The following is a 16,389-nucleotide window of genomic DNA, read 5'->3' as shown; positions in this document are numbered from 1 at the left end:
GGGTGCGCGACTGGCGGCGTTATGCCGATGCGGCCGAGGGCGGCGACGGCCGCGGCTTCTCGCCGGTGCACAGCAAGAGCCTGACCGCGCTGTACTTCCCCAACGCCCTGTCCAGCCGCGCGGCGCGGCACCAACCGTCATGAGCTTTGCAGACGATGCCCTGGCGCTGCTGGAAGCCTTCGCGGCCCGCGCCGAGCTGCCGCGCGTCAAGGCCCTGCACCTGCCGCCACCGCCGCCGCCCGGCGGCCTGCGCGGCGAGTTCTGTGCGCTGGAGCTGCAAGACGGCTTGGTCGGGCAGAGCTACGTGCTGCTCGACCGCACCTGGGAGGGGCTGACCGCGCAGCAACAGGACGCTCGTCATGACGCGCTCGTGGGCCAGGACGCGCTGGCCGTCGCGCGCGGCTACCGCAGCGCCGACCCCCTCGAGCGCACCATCGGCTTCGCGGCGATGAACGCAATCACCCGCTGCCTGTTCGACCGCGCCGGCTTCGCCCCGCCGCCGAGCGGTGATTCGATCGGCGGCCTGGACCCTCAGCCCGGCGAGACGATCGGCATGATCGGCCACTTCACGCCGCTGATGCCGCGCATCGCCGAGCGCGGTGCCAGGCTGCTGGTGGTCGAGCTGCGGCCGGAGCTCGTCGGCGAGGCCGGCAACGTGCGCGTCACGCTCGACGCGAGCGAGCTCGCCGCCTGCCGCAAGGTGCTGGCCACCGGCACGCTGCTGCTGAACGACACGCTGGACCGCATGCTCGCGCACTGCGCCCACGCGACCCACTTCGTGATGATCGGCCCCAGCGTCGGCTGCCCGCCGGACCCGCTGTTCGCCCGCGGCGTCACGCTGCTGGGCGGCAGCTGGGTCACCGATTCGGCGGGCTTCGTGCGCGCGCTGCGCGCGGGCGAGCCGACCAAGGCCTTCACCCGCAAGTTCAGCCTGCAGGCGAAGGACCATCCGGGGTGGAGCGCGCTCGTCGAGCGCGCCGCCACGCGGCCGGCTACTTCGCGCCCAGCAGCGCCTTGACGGCGGCCTCGGTCTGCTCGTCGCGCCCGGCGGCGATCAGCGCGGGATCGTTGGCGACCCGGATATCGGGTTCGATCAGCGCCTTCTCCATGAACGTGCCCTGCTCGTCGCGGATGCCGACCTCCGGGATGCCGAAGTACAGCGTGTCGTCCTGCAGCGTCTCCCACCACACCGCCGTGCCGGTCCCGGCCACCGGCATGCCCAGCAGCTTGCCGATGCCGAGCTTGCGGTAGGTCCACGGGAACAGGTGGGCATCGGAGTAGTTGCTCTCGCTCATCAGCACGATCGAGGGCTTGGCCCACTTGCCCGTCGGCTCCCAGCCGAGCGACTGGCCGCGCGGCAGGAACTCCAGGTACTTCTTGCCGGCCAGGAAAGTGGCCAACGCATCGGTCAGGTTGCCACCGCCGTTGAAGCGGGTGTCGACGATCAGTGCCTCCTTGCCGCTGTGGCGGCCCAGCGCCTCGGAAAAGACATCGCGGAAGCTCTCGTCGTCCATGCCGCGCACGTGCACGTAGCCCAGGCGCCCGTTCGAGAGCTTGTCGACCGTCTCGCGCTGGCGCTTGACCCAGCGCTTGTAGAGCAGCTCGTTCTGCTCGGCCAGTGCGACAGGCTTGACCACCTGCTCGAAGCGCTTGCCGGTTGCCGGGTCCAGCACCGTGAGCTCGACCCGCTTGCCGGCCTTGCGGTTGAGCAGCGAGTCGTACTCGGCACCCGCCGCGATCGCCACGCCGTCGATCTTCTCGATCACCATGCCCGCCTTGAGGTGGACCTTGGCGTTGACCAGCGGGCCACTCTCGATCACCTCGGCCACCTTCACGCCGGGGCCGCGCCAGGCCTCGTCGTAGAAGGCGCCGAGCGCTGCCGTCGCATCCACGTCCTTGGCATGCGGTCGGTAGCCCGAGCCGGTGTGCGAGACGTTCAACTCGCCCAGCATCTCGCTCATCGCCTCGGCGAAGTCGTGGTTGTCGGTGATGTAGGGCAGGTAGCGCTCGTAGACCTTCTTGTAGCCGGCCCAGTCGACCTTTTCCATGTCGGCCACGTAGAGCTTCTCGCGCGTCTGGCGCCAGATGTGCTCGAACATCTCGGCCCGCTCGGCACTGCGGTCGAGCATCATCTCGGCGGCGAACTCCACCGGCTCGGCCTTCACCTCGCCGTCTTCCTTGGGCACCTTGAACTTGCGAATGCCGCCGCCGGCGAGCAGGAAGCCCATCTCGCCCTTGGCGTCGAGCTGCACGTCGATGGGGGCCTGTTCATCGTGGCCGCCCTCCTTGGGCGCGGGCACCTCGGCCACTTTCTTGGTCGCCTTCTGGCGCGGCTTGTGCGACCACAACTCGACGGCTTCAGCCGTCTGCACGGCGTAGAACAGCGTCTCGCCGTCGGGGGTCATCGCCGCGGCGCGCAACGGGCCCGAGTTCTGCGTCAGCCGCACGACGCGGTCTTCCAGGTTGTCGCGCTCGATCTTCACCGGCTCGGGCAGCTTGATCGCAGCCTCGTCGTCTTCGCCCTTGCCCTTCTTCTTGCCATCGGCCGTGGGCTTGTCCTTGTCCTGCTTGTCGCCGTCCTTCTTGTCGTCGTCCTTCTTGTCGTCGTCCTCCTGCTTCTTCAGCAGCGCGAATTCGCTCTTCTCGAGGTTGAAGCGGTCGAAGGCCTCCTGGGTGAAGAACATCTCGAAGATGTCCTGCTGCGCCGCGCCGCCGGTGCCGTGCAGCCCCATGCGGTCGCTGAACCAGAGCATGGCCTTGCCGCTGCGCGTCCAGATCGGGTGCACATCCTCGTAGCCGCTCTTGGTCAGGTTCAGCAGCGGGCCCTTGCCCTGCACGTCGATCAGGCCGACCTCGTTGCTCCAGCGGTTGTGGTCGATGAAGTTGACCAGCAGCGACTTGCCGTCGGGTGACCAGTCGAACCACTGGTCGCCGTCGCTGTAGGAGTAGTTCATCGTGCCCGGCAGCACCTCGCGCGTCTTGCCGCTGGCCAGGTTCAGCACCTTCAGTGTCGTGCGGTTCTCGAGGTAGGCCACCTCCTTGCCGTCCGGCGAGTAGCGGGGCTGGAAATTCTCCTTGCCGTTCTTCAGCAGGGTCTTCACCGGCACCGCCGCCGCAACGAAGAAGGCCGGGCTGTCCTTCTTCTTGCCGGGCAGCGCGGCCTCGTAGAGGTTCCACGAGCCGCCCTGCTCGCCGGCGAAGAGCAGGCGCCGGCCGTCCGGGCTGAAGCTCACCGAACGCTCGGCGCCCGGCGTGGTGGTGATGCGCCGCGTGTCGCCGAACTCGGTGGAGGCGACGAACACTTCGCCGCGCACGACGAAGGCGATCTCGCTGCCGTCCGGGCTGGGCGCGATCTCGGTCACGCCTTCACTGAGCTTCAGGCTCTCGATGCGGTCGGCGCGCGTGTCGGCGGCGATCTGCACCGGCACCTTCTTCGGCTCGGTGGCGTCGGGCGCGAGCGTGTAGAGCTCGCCGTCGTAGCCGAAGCTCAGCACACCGGTCTTCGACACGCTGAGAAAGCGCACCGGGTTGGTGGTGAAGCGGGTGACCTGCGTGGCCGCCTCGGGCTGGCCGATCGGCATCTTCCAGACATTGAACGAGCCGCTCTTCTCGCTCAGGTAGTACACCGCCTGCTCGTCGGGCGACCAGACCGGGTTGCGATCCTCGCCGCCGAAGCTGGTCAGCTTGCGATGCTGGCCGGTCTTGGCGTCGTACAGCCAGATGTCGCGCGCAACCGGTGAGACGTGATGCTTGCGCCAGGCGCTCTCGTAGCCCTTCCAGTCTTCGTAGACGAGCTGCGTGCCCGCGCCGTTGAACTGGCCTGCCATCGCGGGCGTGCTGAAGACCTGGGTCGGGCGCTTGCCGCCGTCGACCGGGACCTTGTACAGCTCGCCGGCCGATTTGCTCGGGAACAGCAGGTTGCTGCGCGCATCCATGCGCTGCGCCGAGAACAGCACCTCCTGCCCGTCCGGCGTGAACGACAGCGGCAGCTCCGGCGCCGAGTGCGTGGTCAGCCGGCGCGACGGGCCGCCCTGTGCATCGACCACGAAGACGTCGAAGTTGCCGTACACGTCCGACGCATAGGCGATGCGCCGGCCGTCGGCCGACCACACCGGCGAGAAGCTGTGGTGGCCGTTGCCCACCAGCAGCCGCGCCACGCCGCCCGAGGCCGGCACGACGAAGACGTTGCCCTGGAACGCGAAGGCGATCTGCTGCCCGTCGGGCGAGATCGCCGAATAGCGCAGCCACAGCGGGTTCGCCAGCGGGCCGAGCGGCGCCGGGGTCTCGGCATGGGCGGCCAGGGCCGCGGTCAATCCCAGCAGGGCCGCCACGCGGCGGAGGACGGGGCGTTTGTTCATGGGCGTTGTCGACAGGCGCACGGCGGCACCATCGCGGTGGTTCGAAGCCCGCGAATATGCCCGAAGCCAGCGACGCACCGGCCCCCCAGGCGACGAAATGCCGCCTCACATGGACGAAACGATGCGCCGACCAGCGGCCGAGCCGGCCAGGGCCTTCAACCGCAAGTTTCAACCTTCGGGCCGAGGATCACCCGGGCTGACCCGCGCGGCGCCGTGCCTCGGCACAACCCAGCGCTCCAGCGTCGCGACCAGGTCGTCCATCTTGAACGGCTTGGCGACGTGGTCGTTCATGCCGGCGGCCAGGGCCGCCTCACGGTCACCGACCATGGCATTGGCCGTCATCGCGATCACCGGCAGCGACCCCAACGCCGGTCGCTGGCGCAAGGCCCGCGTGGCCGCGTAGCCATCCATCACCGGCATCTGGCAGTCCATCAGCACCGCGTCGAAGGACTCGCGCTCCAGCGCATCGAGCGCCTGCCTGCCGTCGCCGGCCACGCTCACCACGATGCCTTCGCGCTCGAGCAACGCCACGGCCACCTCCTGGTTGAGCAGGTTGTCTTCCACCAGCAGCACGCGTGAACCCGCCAGCCCGTTCGGCTTGCCGTGGACCGGCTTGCCGCCGGGCACGCCTGCCGGCTCGCTCGCCTTGGCCGGGCCGAGCGCATGCACGCAGGCGCCTGCCAGCGCCGACGGCGTGACCGGCTTGTTCAACAGCGCGCCGATCGCCAGCTGCTGCTCGGTGAGCTGCCGCATCACCTCGTCGCGCGAGAAGGCCGTCACCATGAGAACCACCGGCGCCGGGTGGCGTAGCGCCTGGCGGCGACCCAGCTGGTTCACACACTCGACGCCATCCATGCCCGGCATGCGCCAGTCGAGCAGCAGCAGGCGGTAGGGCCGGTCGGCTGCGTCGGCGGCCGCGACCAGGCCCAGAGCCTCCTCGCCGCTGCGCGCGACATCCACGGCGAAGCCGAACGACCGGCACATGTCGCCCAGCACCATGCGGGCACTGGCGTTGTCGTCGACGACCATCACCCGCGCGCCGCGCATCGAGGCCACGCCGCGCGGCGCCGAGGGCGCCAGCCCCCCGGAAACGCCGAACGGCAGCCTGAAACGGAAGCAGCTCCCGCGGCCCGGTTCGCTGTCCACCTCCAGCTCGCCGCCCATCAGGCGCACCAGTTGCCGGCTGATCGCCAGCCCGAGCCCGGTGCCGCCGTAGCGCCGGCTGGTCGACACATCCGCCTGGGTGAACGGCTGGAACAGCGCCTTCACCACCTCGGGGCTCATGCCGATGCCGGTGTCTCGCACTTCGAATTGCAGGGTCGCGGCATCCGAATGCAGCTCCACCACCTTGACCGAGAGGACGACCTCGCCACGCTCGGTGAACTTGACCGCGTTGTTGCCCAGGTTGAGCAGCACCTGCCGAAGGCGCGTGGGGTCACCCACCAGGACCATCGGCAGGTTGGGCGGCAGGTCGAGCAGCAGCTCCAGGCCGGCGTCTTCGGTCTTCTTGACGATCAACCCGGCCAGCCCATCGAGCACGTCTTCGAGGGCGAAGGGGATGGACTCCAGGTCGAGCCGGCCGGCCTCGATCTTCGAGAAGTCGAGGATGTCGTTGAGGATGCCCAGCAGTGATTCTGCCGAGGCATGGGCCTTCTCGATGTAGTTGCGTTGCTGCGGCGTCAGGCCGGTCTGCAGGGCCAGCGCCGACATGCCGATGACCGCGTTCATCGGCGTGCGGATCTCGTGGCTCATGTTCGCCAGGAATGCGCTCTTGGCCTGGTTCGCGGCCTCGGCCGCGTCACGCGCCTGCAGCAGCTCGATCGTTCGCTGCTGGACCGTCTGCTCCAGTTCGTCCTTGTGGCGTCGAAGTTCCGCTTCCGCCTGCCGCCGCTCGGTGAGGTCGTAGACCAGGCCGACAAAGCCGACGATCGCGTCGGCGGGGCTTCGCAGCGCCGTGACGCTCAGGTGCACCGGCACCCGCGTACCGTCCTTGCGGATGTAGGTCCAGTCACCCTCTTCGGACAGCCGCCGGCGCGGCCGGGCAGCAAAGACTTCGAAGCCCGGCGCAATGGGCTCGTGCAGGGCCTCGGTGAGCTCGGCAGCGCGGCGAGACACCTCCTGCGCGTCGTGCCAGTGCGCCGGCGTGAGCTTGCCCACCACCTCAGCGGCCGTGTAGCCCAGCAGGCGCCGCGCCGCCGGGTTGAAGGTCGTCACGACCCCGTCCGGGGTGGTCGAGATGACGCCGGAGCCCAGGTTGTCGAGGATGGTGCGCTGCAGCTCTGTCAACCGGCGCAGCTCGTCGTCGCGCTGCTCGATGGCGCCCATCATCGCGTTGAAGCCGTCACCCAGGCGGCCCACCTCGTCGCTCCCGCTGGCGGGCACACGGCGGGTGTAGTCGGCATCGGTGCGCACCTGGCCCACCGCCACCGCCAGGGCCGACAGCGGCCGCACGACCGCGCGCTGCAGCACGGCCATCAGCCCGAGCCCCACGATGGCGAGCAAGATGAGCATGCCGACCGCGAAGACGAGCACCGCCTCCTGCGTCTGCCGGTCCAACTCGTCCAGGCTGACCTCCAGGCGCAGCCGCGCTCCGTCGTTCAGCATCCGCACCAGGACCATGGCATTCCGATCGGCCTGCCGGTGCAGGCCATCGGGCAGTGGCGCCTCCGCGGCGGCGGCCCGCGGCCCGCCATAGCGAGCGAGCACCTGCCCACTGGCCAGCTCGATGCGGGCTTCCAGCACCTGCGGGTTGGCACGCAAGGTGTCGAGGATTTCCTGCGCCCGTGCGGCGTCGCCGAAGGCGACTGCCGACTCGGCCCCCACCGAGACGAGCTTGGCGTACGGCTCCACCACGTCCCGCGCCCGGCTCTCGAGGGTCATCCGCTCGAAGAACAGGAAGCCGGCGCTGGCGAGCACGAACGCCAGCAGTGCCCCGCCCAGGAGCGCCAGCACCAGCCTGCCGCGGATGTTCGACGGTCGCCACACTGTCATCGCAGCCTCCTGAGCGCCCCGTTGTCGACGACATCGCGTGCCACCTCGAGCATCTTGGCGGGGATCGTCAGCGATGCCGCGCGGGCCTGGTCCAGGTTGATGCCCATCTCCACGCGCTCGCTGACCGTGAGGCGGATGACGCCGCCCTCGTTCAGGAAGTCGGGTGCATTGGCCACCGTCAGCACGGGCCGGCCCTTCAGCTGCGCCAGCACGGCGCGCCGCTTCGTGGCGCTGGCGTCACCCAGGAAGACGATGTGGCAGGCCGGCAGTTGCTCCGGCTCGTTCGCGCGCACGACCTCGAAGCTGCGCCCCTGCTCGGTGCGGCCGTCGAACGTGCCTTCCAGCGCGGCGCCGAAGGGGTCGCTGCCGAGCACGCACACCGTCCAGGGCGAACGCTCGCCGGCAAACGCGCGGGCAGGCCACGCCACGTACCGGGCGAAATTGCGCAGGAACGCGGCCTGCACGCGGGCCGCCGGTTCGGGGGCGGCATCGTTGGTCAGCGCGGCGGCCGGCCACACGCACAGCAGCAGTCCCACGCCCATCGCCACCCGCCGCGCGACGGGCGGGGCGGCCACCGTGACGGCCATGGCACCCAGGTTCACAGGCTCGCCTTGACGGTGAGCAGGAACTCGCGCGGACGGGCCCGCGTGCTCTGCGACGGGCGGTAGCGCTCGCCCGTCAGGTTCTTGCCCATCAGCTCGATGGCCACGCGACAGCCAGACAGCGCCCAGGACCGCCCGGCCAGCGCATTCAGCAGCGCGTAGCTCTGGCGCGACCAGGCCGGGCTGTCGGGCAGCAAGGTCTGGTCATGGACCCAGTTGACCCCGCCCGCCAGGTAGCTGCCGGCCCAGCCGCCGGCCGGCGCGTCGAAGCGCGCCCAGACGTTGGCCTGCTGGGGCGCGCTCATCTGCAGGCGCGCCCCGTGCAGCAGGCTGACGTTCTTGTAGTTGAGCTGGCCTGCCGCGTCCAGCGTGGAGGGATCCTGCGCCAGGATCTCGGCATCGCGGCCGCTGAATTCGGTGATGCGCGCGTCCATGGCGCTGTAGGAAAGGTAGACCTGCCAGTTGTCGGCGGCGGTGACGGTGGCGTCCAGCTCCACCCCGCGCGACCGCTGCTCGCCGCTTTGCACGCTGTAGATGACGACGGAGCCATCGCTGTTCGTCTGCGCCAGGTCGTTGACGATCTTGGTGTTGTGCAGGTCGAACAGCGTCAAGGTGCCGGAGACCCGGCCGTCCAGCAGGTCGGCCTTGAGGCCCAGGTCGTAGCCGCGCCCCTGGGAGGGCGCCGCCGGCCCGCTGCTGCCGTCCGGGTGCCTCAGGACCTGCGACCCCGGCACGAAAGATTCCGCATACGAGGCGAAGGCGGCCAGCCCGGAGCCGAACTTGTAGAGCGCGCCGTACTGGGGGGTGACGCGGCGGGCCGACAGGTGGTCGACCCGATCGAACACGTGATCCGTCAGCCGGCTTCGCGTCGAGGTCTGCCGCCACCCCGCCAGCAGCAACAGGCGGTCATCGAAGAAGCCGAAGGTGCTGCCGGCATAGACCGACTGGTCGGTGTAGTCGGAGCGGCGATTCGTGGGGTTGGCGGTCAGGCTGTCCAGCGGAATGTCGACCACCCGGTTCCAGGTCGATGGGTCCTGCAGATCCCACAGCGGCAGCGGCGACGCGATCGGGTCGTTGCCCAGGTCCGGGTCGTTGGGCGCCTGCGCCGCCACGTTGTCGAAACGCCGCCCGACCTGCTGGGCACCGAACAGCAGCCGCACGCTGGCAAGATCGAAGTGATAGTGCCCGACCGCGTCCGCGGACCAGGTCTCGCCCCAGTTCGTGTAGGTCTGCTTGCGCAGGCGCCGGCCCTGCAGGAACGTGGTGTTGTTCGGCATGCCGAAATTGCCCGAGGCCAGCGCATCGACGAGGTAGTGCTGGTCGGCGTGGCCGAGGCGCAGGTTCCAGTGTTCGTCGGCCACCAGGTCGACCCATGCGCTGAGGCCCTCGGCCTCGCTGCGGCGGTGGTCGACGTTGGACATGCTGTTCCAGTCGTCCGGCAGCCCGGGCACATCCACGCCCTGCCAGTTCGGGTCGGCCTCGGTGGGCAGCAGCCCGCCCTGGCGGCCGCGCCCCGGCTTCTGCATGACCTGCGGCGACTCGAGCTTTCGATAGCGCTCGTACTTCAGCGACACGCTGGCCCGCTCGCTCGGCTGCCACAACAGCGACGGCGAGAAGTTCGTCGACTGCGCGTCGTACGGCTTCCAGTAGTGGATGTCCTCTTCCTGGCTGCCCGCCAGGCGAAAGAACAGCCCGCCGCCCAGGGGGCCGGTCAAGTCGGCCTCGGCGCGGTGCTGGCCGTAGGAGCCGCCGGTGAGTTCGGCCGTGGCACCCCAGCGCGGCTGGGGGCTCTTGGTGATCAGGTTGACCATGCCGCCGGGCGCCACCTGGCCGTAGAGAAACGACGAGGGGCCCTTCAGCACCTCGACGCGCGACACGTTGGTGAAGTCGAAGATCGACGGGCCATGGAAGCCGTCGCGCAACACCTGGGGCGCACCGGCGATGGAGCTGACCGCGAAGCCACGTATCGCCAGGTTGGCCGCACCTTCGTTGAAATCGTTGCTGCGGTACGTGACGCCCGGTGAGTAACGCGCCACGTCGTGGATGGTGACCGGCTTCTGGTCGTCGATGAACGCCTCGGTGAACGCCTGGATGGCGAACGGCAGGTCACGGATCGGCGCATCGAAGCGCGAGCCCGACACCGAGTTGGAAGCCCGGTAGCCTCGGTCGAGGTGGGTGGCCACGTCGAACGGCGAGACACGAACGTTCACCAGGTCGGTGATGTCCATGTCGGCCACGTCCTGCGAGGCGCCGCGCGCCGGGCCGCATGCCAGCAGGGCTGACAACCCGATGGCCACCGCCACGGTGCCTGGCTCCCCCCCTTGTGTCCCTCGGCTCATCGGCGCGCCCCGCGGTGGTGCTTTTCGCCCAGTCTACTGCGGAGGTCTTTGCGCAAGGGCCCGCGCCGGCCGGCGCGGCAACCACACCTGATCGAAGTCAAGTCGGCGGACTACCAGCGGTTCACCGAGCCGATGTAGGCCCACAGCGCATCGAGATCGCCGGGCTTGAGCAGGCCGCCCCAGGCCGGCATCGCGCGCAGGCCATTGGTGACGCTGTAGCGGAAGCGCTCCTGCCCATCGCGCGGGAACTGGCGCAGGTCGAAGCCGATGCCGTTGGAGACCAGGTTCAGGCCATGGCAGCGCACGCACAGGCTGGTGTAGACGCGCCGGCCCTGGTCGGCCAGCGCGGCGGTGTCGGGCGCGCTGGCCGGCTCGGAGGCGGCCGAGGCCGCCACCAGCGCGGCCGGCGTGGTCGGCACCATCTGCGCCATCGCCGCACCGGCCGCGGCAAGCATCAGGGCGGCGGCCAGGCCGCTCCGTCCTCGGCGCACCATCATCTCAACGCGAAGGTCCAGACGGAGCCGCCGGCGGGTACGTTGGTGACATCGGGGTCGCCGGACAGCGCGGCATAGACCGTGGCCGAGCCGCTCAGCACGGTGATGTACTGCTTGCCGTTGCGCTCCCACGCGATCGGCATGCCCGAGATGCCGGAGCCGGTCTGGAACTGCCACAGCTTCTTGCCGCTCTTCGCATCGAAGGCCATGAAGGCGCCGGTTTGCGAGCCGGTGAAGACGACGCCGCCGCCGGTCGAGAGCACGCCGCTCCAGTTCGGCGACTTCGACGGTGCCTCCCACACGCGCTTGTTGGCCACCGGATCCCAAGCGACCAGCGCGCCGCGGTTGCCATCGTCCGGGCCCACGAAGCCGCCGAGCTCCAGGCCGAGCCACCAGTTCGGGCCGCCGGGCTTGTCCTGCTTCACGTACTTGACCTTCATGCCCACGTTGATCGTGTTGAAGAAGGCGAGCTTGCGGCCCGGGTCGTAGCTCATCGGCATCCAGTTCTTGCCGCCGAAGGCGCTGGGCCAGACTTCGACGAAGTCGGTCGGCGACTCGGTCTTGCGCAGCATCGCCGTCATCGGTGTGTCGATCGGCCGGCCGCTGGCCATGTCGATGCCGGTGGCCCAGTTGATCTTCTTCGCGAAGGGCTGGGCCGAGATCAGCTTGCCGCTCGTGCGGTCGAGCACGTAGAAGAAGCCGTTGCGGTTGGCCTGCATCAGCACCTTGCCGGGCTTGCCACCGACCGGCAGATCGGCCAGCACGAGTTCGTTGGTGCCGTCGTAATCGAAGGGGTCGCCGGGCGAGAACTGGTAGTGCCAGACGATCTCGCCGGTGCCTGGCCGGATGGCCAGCACCGAGCCGATGTAGAGGGCATCGCCGCCGCGCGTGGCCGGGTTCCACGGCGAGCCGTTGCCGCAGCCCCAGTAGACGAGATCCAGGTCCGGGTCGTAGGTACCGGTCAGCCAGGTCGGCGCGCCGCCAGTCTCGGCCCGGCCGGGGTTCCAGGTATCGCCGCCGGGCTCGCCCGGCAGCGCGGTGGTGTAGCGCTTCCACTTCTGCTGGCCGGTCTTCGGGTCCCAGCCGATCAGGAAGCCGCGCGCGCCGTACTCGCCGCCGCTGATGCCGGTGATCAGCGTGTCGCCGGCCAGCAGCGGCGCGTGCGTCATGCTGTAGCCGTCCTTGTAGTTCGCGGCCTGGCTCTTCCACAGCTGCTTGCCGTCGGCCATGCTGAGGGCCACGACGTGCGCGTCGATCGTCGTGCGGTAGAGCACGCCATTCAGCGCTGCCATGCCGCGGGTGTGGATGCCGCAGCAGAGGTAGGCCGCCACGTCGGGTGCGATGTCGACCGCGGTCTTCCACTTCTGGCGGCCGGTGAGCGGGTCGATCGCGATCGTGTGGGTGTGTGTGGCCACGTACATCATGTCGCCCACCAGCAGCGGCTGGCTGGAGGCGTTGGCGTTGTTGTCCAGGCTCAGGTTCCACACCGGCGCGAGGTTCTTCACGTTGGCCGGGGTGATCTGCTTGCCGGGCGCGTGCCGGTTCTGCGCCCAGCCCATGCCGTAGGTGGTCACGTCGGCCGGTGTGGCGGCGTCGTTGCGCAGGTCGGCCAGCTCCTGGGCCGTGGCGCCCAGCGCCGTGCCGGACAACAGCAGGGCGGCAGCGATCCGCGCGATGCGGGTGTGCATGGTTCGTCTCCTTCTTGGCTTGGACTCTCGGGCGGGAAATCGACGGGCAGCCTTCACCGCGGGGCGGCACCGGCTCCGCGCCGAATGTAGGACGGGCCTGCCCGCCGTTCCACCCGCGTGCTTTCCCTAGCAGCCAGTTGTTCCGCTTTGGCACAAGGTGACGCCCCATGCCGACCGTTGCCAATCTCGCTGCCAACCCCTTCTTCGCCACCCCCGCGCAGCGCACCGCGCTGGCCCGCGAGCGCTTCTTCGAACGCGGCGAACGCCCGCTGGGCCTGGTCAGCGAGCCGGTGATCCAGAGCTGGCACCGCTGCCTCGCAGCCGGCCACCGGCCGGAGGCCACGCCCGTCTTCGACCCGGTCACCCGCACCCAGCTGCGCGCCGCGCTGGACCGCAACCACGCGCTGCTGCAGGCCGCCGGCCCCGAGATCGACCAGCTCGACACCATGCTCGCCGGCACCGCCTGCAAGACCGTGCTGACCGACCGCCACGGCACCATCGTGCGCGCCTCGCCGCCCGTCGGGGGCGGCCGCGGCGTGCTGGACATCGCCGGCCGCGTCGGCGTGAACCTGGGCGAGCACAGCCTGGGCAGCACCGCGCCCGGCATCACCACCGCGGCCGGGGCGCTGGTCACCGTGTCGGGCGGCGAGCATTTCTACGGTGCGCTGCGCGAGGTGCACTGCGCCGCCGCGCCGATCCGCGATGGGCTCGGCCAGCTCGTCGGCGTGCTCGATGTCTCGATCGAGGGCCGCACCTTCGCCTTCGATGCGCTGGCGCTCGTGCGGCTGTCGGCCGCGGCGATCGAGAACCGCCTGCTGGCCCGCCAGGCGCGCGGTCGGGTGCTGCTGCGCTTCCAGGCCAGCCCGCGCCTGCTGGGCACGCCGCTCGAAGGCCTGGCCGCGGTGGACGCGCAGGGCCGCGTCGCGTGGGTGAATGCAGCGGGCCTGTCGCTGCTCGATCAGCCGGCCGACGAACCATCCGCCTACGAACTCGAAGCGCTGTTCGGCCTGAGCCTGCCCGTCCTGCTGGGCTGCACGCGCGAAGCCGCGCCGCAACCGCACCGCCTGCCGAGCGGCCTGCAGGTCTACCTGCAGGCCAGCTTGGGCGATGAAGCCGGCGCGGCGCCGGCTCCCGACGATGCGGTCATGCGCCCGGCGCCTGCCGCGCCCGCGCCGCCGCCGGCGCCCAGCGCGGAAGCCTCATTGAATGCGATGAGCCGGCAGGCCATCGATGCGGCACTGGTCCGCAGCCGCGGCAACATCTCGGCCGCGGCGCGGGCGCTGGGGGTGTCGCGCGGGCTGCTGTACCGGCGCCTGCGGCAGCGCTCAGGCGCCTGAGCGCGCGCGCACCGCACGCTTGGCCGGCACGGCCGGCGCCGCGACGGGCTCGGCGGCCACCGGCCACGCGCCCAATGCCGCGTCGACGGTCGCCAGCAGCTGCGCGCGCGTCGCGCCATCCTTGGCCTGCATCGACATGCCGGTGTAGACCGCGGTGAACAGCCGCGCCAGCGCCGCCGCATCGGTGTGTGCCGGCAGCTCGCCTTCGCGCACGCCCTGGGCGATGCGCGCGCGGATGCCGGCCTCGACCTCGGCGCGGCGCTTGGCCAGTGCCGCCTGGATGTGGGCCGAGGCCACCGTGCAGTTCGTGGCCGCCATCGTCACCATGCAGCCGCGCGGGTGGCTGGCGCGGGTCAGCTCCTGCGCCGCTTCGCGCAGCAGGCGCTCGATGGCGCCGCGCGCGGTCGGCTCCTCGGCCAGCGCGCGCGGAATGCCGCTGCCGGGGCCCTCGACGTAGCGCTCGATGGCCTCCCAGAACAGGCGCTCCTTGTCGCCGAAGGCGCTGTACAGGCTGGGCGGGGTGATGCCCATCGCGGCGGTCAGCTCGGCGATCGTCGCGCCCTCGTAGCCGTGCTCCCAGAACACGTGCATGGCGCTCTCGAGCGCGGCCTCGCGGTCGAATGACAGCGGCCGCCCGCGAGCCTTGATCGGCTTGTCCGTGGGCTTGTCTCCGTCGTTCTTGGGGATGGACATCTGTCAGCTACCTGGCAGCAAGTTTAATTCATAACGATCGATAGCTATTTCATCGATGGGGATTTCCCGAATCGCTACATTGCCCCACTTCTGTAGCGAACGATATGGAATAAACGGAGCCCCATGATGACCTCGCCCTCTTCTTCCCGTCGCCACGCCTGGGCTGCCGGCGCGGCGCTGTCGACCGTGGCTGCCTCGGTCCTCGTGTTCTTCGGCCTGCGCTCGACCGGCGCCCAGGCCGACACGCCCCCGCCCGCGCCGCAGGCCACGCCCGTCTCGGTGGCGGCCGTCGTGCAAAGCAGCGTCTCGACCTGGGACGAGTTCTCGGGCCGGCTCGAAGCCGTCGAGCGCGTCGACATCCGCTCGCGCGTGGCCGGCGCCGTGCAGGCGGTGCACTTCCGCGAAGGCGCGCTGGTGCGCCAGGGCGACCTGCTGCTGACGATCGACCCCGCGCCCTACGAGGCCGAGGTGGCCCGCGCCGAGGCCCAGGTCGCCGCTGCCCAGGCGCGCGAGGCCTATGCGCAAAGCGACCTCGCCCGCGCCCAGCGCCTGTGGGACGAGCACGCCATCTCCCAGCGCGATTTCGACGAGCGCGCCAACGCGCAGCGCGAGGCCGGCGCGAACCTGCGCGCCGCGCAGGCCAACCTGCAGAGCGCCCGGCTGAACCTGGGCTACACCCAGGTGCGCGCACCGGTCTCGGGCCGCGTCGGCAAGCTGGAGATCACCGTGGGCAACCTCGTGTCCGCCGGCCCCGGCGCACCGGTGCTGACCACGCTGGTTTCGGTGAGCCCGATCTACGCCAGCTTCGATGCCGACGAGCAGGTGATCGCCCGCGCGCTGCGCGGCCTCGGCGCCGGCAGCAGCGCGCGCGCGCAGATCGAGCGCATCCCCGTGCGCATGGGCACCGCCGACACGGCCGACACGCCGTTCGAAGGCCATCTGCAGCTGGTGGACAACCAGGTCGACGCCCGCAGCGGCACGGTGCGGGTGCGCGCGGTGTTCGACAACCGCGACGGCACGCTGACGCCCGGCCAGTTCGCGCGGCTCCAACTCGGCCAGGCGCAGGCGCACCCGGCGTTGCTGGTCAACGAGCGCGCCGTGGGCACCGACCAGAACAAGAAGTTCGTGATGGTCGTCGATGGCCAGAACAAGGCCGCCTACCGCGAGGTGACGCTCGGCGCGCAGGTCAATGGCCTGCGCATCGTCACCGCCGGGCTGAAGCCCGACGAGCGCATCGTCGTCAACGGGCTGCAGCGCATCCGCCCCGGCGCGCTGCTGGCGCCGCAACCCGTTCCCATGGACGCCAAGCCCGAAGTGACGGCCTCGCGCGCCAACGCCGAGCAATCCTGAGGTCACCCATGAACCTGTCGAAATTCTTCATCGACCGGCCGATCTTCGCCGGCGTGCTCTCGTTCCTGATGCTGATCGCCGGCGTCATCGCGGTGCGCGGCCTGCCGATCTCGGAGTACCCCGAGGTCGTGCCGCCTTCGGTCGTCGTGCGCGCCAACTACCCCGGCGCCAACCCCAAGGTGATCGCCGAGACGGTGGCCACGCCGATCGAGGAGCAGATCAACGGCGTCGAGGGCATGCTCTACATGAGCAGCCAGGCCACCACCGACGGCCTGATGACGCTGACCGTCACCTTCAAGCTCGGCACCGATCCGGACAAGGCCACGCAGCTGGTGCAGAACCGCGTGCAGCAGGCCGAGCCGCGGCTGCCCAATGTCGTGCGCCAGCTCGGCGTCATCACCAAGAAGAGCTCGCCCGACCTCACCATGGTCGTGCATCTGATCTCGCCGAACGGCCGCTACGACACGACGTACCTGCGCAACTACGCGGTGCTCAACGTCAAGGACCGGCTGGCGCGCATCGACGGCGTCGGCGACG

General features: G+C 70.2%; 11 protein-coding genes. 4 read left to right on the top strand and 7 right to left on the bottom strand.

The window, feature by feature from the left end:
- The first annotated feature begins 139 nt into the window (after positions 1–139).
- Entirely contained in the window at positions 140–1,018 is an 879-nt protein-coding gene (locus VJ693_RS21020) for a DUF364 domain-containing protein (protein WP_324157425.1), read from the top strand.
- On the opposite strand, the gene VJ693_RS21015 is transcribed toward VJ693_RS21020, so the two are convergent.
- The 6 genes from VJ693_RS21015 to VJ693_RS20990 form a co-directional block, all read right to left on the bottom strand.
- Positions 993–4,358 (bottom strand): S41 family peptidase, encoded by a 3,366-nt coding sequence (locus VJ693_RS21015; protein ID WP_324157424.1) that lies wholly within the window; start codon positions 4,356–4,358, stop codon positions 993–995. The two genes, VJ693_RS21020 and VJ693_RS21015, sit on opposite strands and share 26 nt — an antisense overlap.
- Before the next feature lie 168 nt (positions 4,359–4,526).
- Positions 4,527–7,349 carry a response regulator gene (locus VJ693_RS21010; protein ID WP_324157422.1) on the bottom strand — a complete coding sequence of 941 codons (2,823 nt, stop codon included), beginning with the start codon at positions 7,347–7,349 and terminating at the stop codon, positions 4,527–4,529.
- Entirely contained in the window at positions 7,346–7,951 is a 606-nt protein-coding gene (locus tag VJ693_RS21005; protein ID WP_324157420.1) for a YfiR family protein, read from the bottom strand. Before VJ693_RS21005 ends, VJ693_RS21010 begins: the two co-directional genes overlap by 4 nt.
- Entirely contained in the window at positions 7,948–10,179 is a 2,232-nt protein-coding gene (locus tag VJ693_RS21000; RefSeq protein ID WP_324157419.1) for a TonB-dependent receptor, read from the bottom strand. Before VJ693_RS21000 ends, VJ693_RS21005 begins: the two co-directional genes overlap by 4 nt.
- Positions 10,180–10,400: 221 nt before the next feature.
- Positions 10,401–10,781, bottom strand: coding sequence for a cytochrome c (locus tag VJ693_RS20995; protein ID WP_324157417.1), 381 nt, complete (start codon positions 10,779–10,781; stop codon positions 10,401–10,403).
- A 2-nt stretch (positions 10,782–10,783) separates the two neighbouring features.
- Positions 10,784–12,472, bottom strand: a complete 1,689-nt coding sequence (locus VJ693_RS20990; protein ID WP_324157415.1) for a PQQ-dependent dehydrogenase, methanol/ethanol family — start codon at positions 12,470–12,472, stop codon at positions 10,784–10,786.
- A 167-nt stretch (positions 12,473–12,639) separates the two neighbouring features.
- Here VJ693_RS20990 and VJ693_RS20985 point away from each other — a divergent pair, with 167 nt between their 5' ends.
- Positions 12,640–13,809, top strand: a complete 1,170-nt coding sequence (locus VJ693_RS20985) for a helix-turn-helix domain-containing protein (protein ID WP_324157413.1) — start codon at positions 12,640–12,642, stop codon at positions 13,807–13,809.
- Here VJ693_RS20985 and VJ693_RS20980 read toward each other — a convergent pair.
- Positions 13,798–14,502, bottom strand: coding sequence for a TetR/AcrR family transcriptional regulator (locus tag VJ693_RS20980; RefSeq protein WP_324157411.1), 705 nt, complete (start codon positions 14,500–14,502; stop codon positions 13,798–13,800). The genes VJ693_RS20985 and VJ693_RS20980 overlap by 12 nt on opposite strands.
- Before the next feature lie 126 nt (positions 14,503–14,628).
- Between VJ693_RS20980 and VJ693_RS20975 the strand changes: the two genes are divergently transcribed.
- Complete coding sequence (locus VJ693_RS20975) at positions 14,629–15,852, top strand: efflux RND transporter periplasmic adaptor subunit (RefSeq protein WP_324157409.1); 1,224 nt, start codon at positions 14,629–14,631, stop codon at positions 15,850–15,852.
- An 8-nt stretch (positions 15,853–15,860) separates the two neighbouring features.
- Positions 15,861–16,389, top strand: a 529-nt coding sequence (locus VJ693_RS20970; protein ID WP_324157408.1) for an efflux RND transporter permease subunit, incomplete at its 3' end; no start/stop codon positions are given.

Origin of the sequence: Ideonella sp. (assembly GCF_035254525.1) — a bacterium.
Lineage (GTDB): Bacteria > Pseudomonadota > Gammaproteobacteria > Burkholderiales > Burkholderiaceae_C > Ideonella.
Note: the sequence above shows the minus strand (reverse complement) of the source record. Positions and strands in the feature narration are given on the sequence as shown.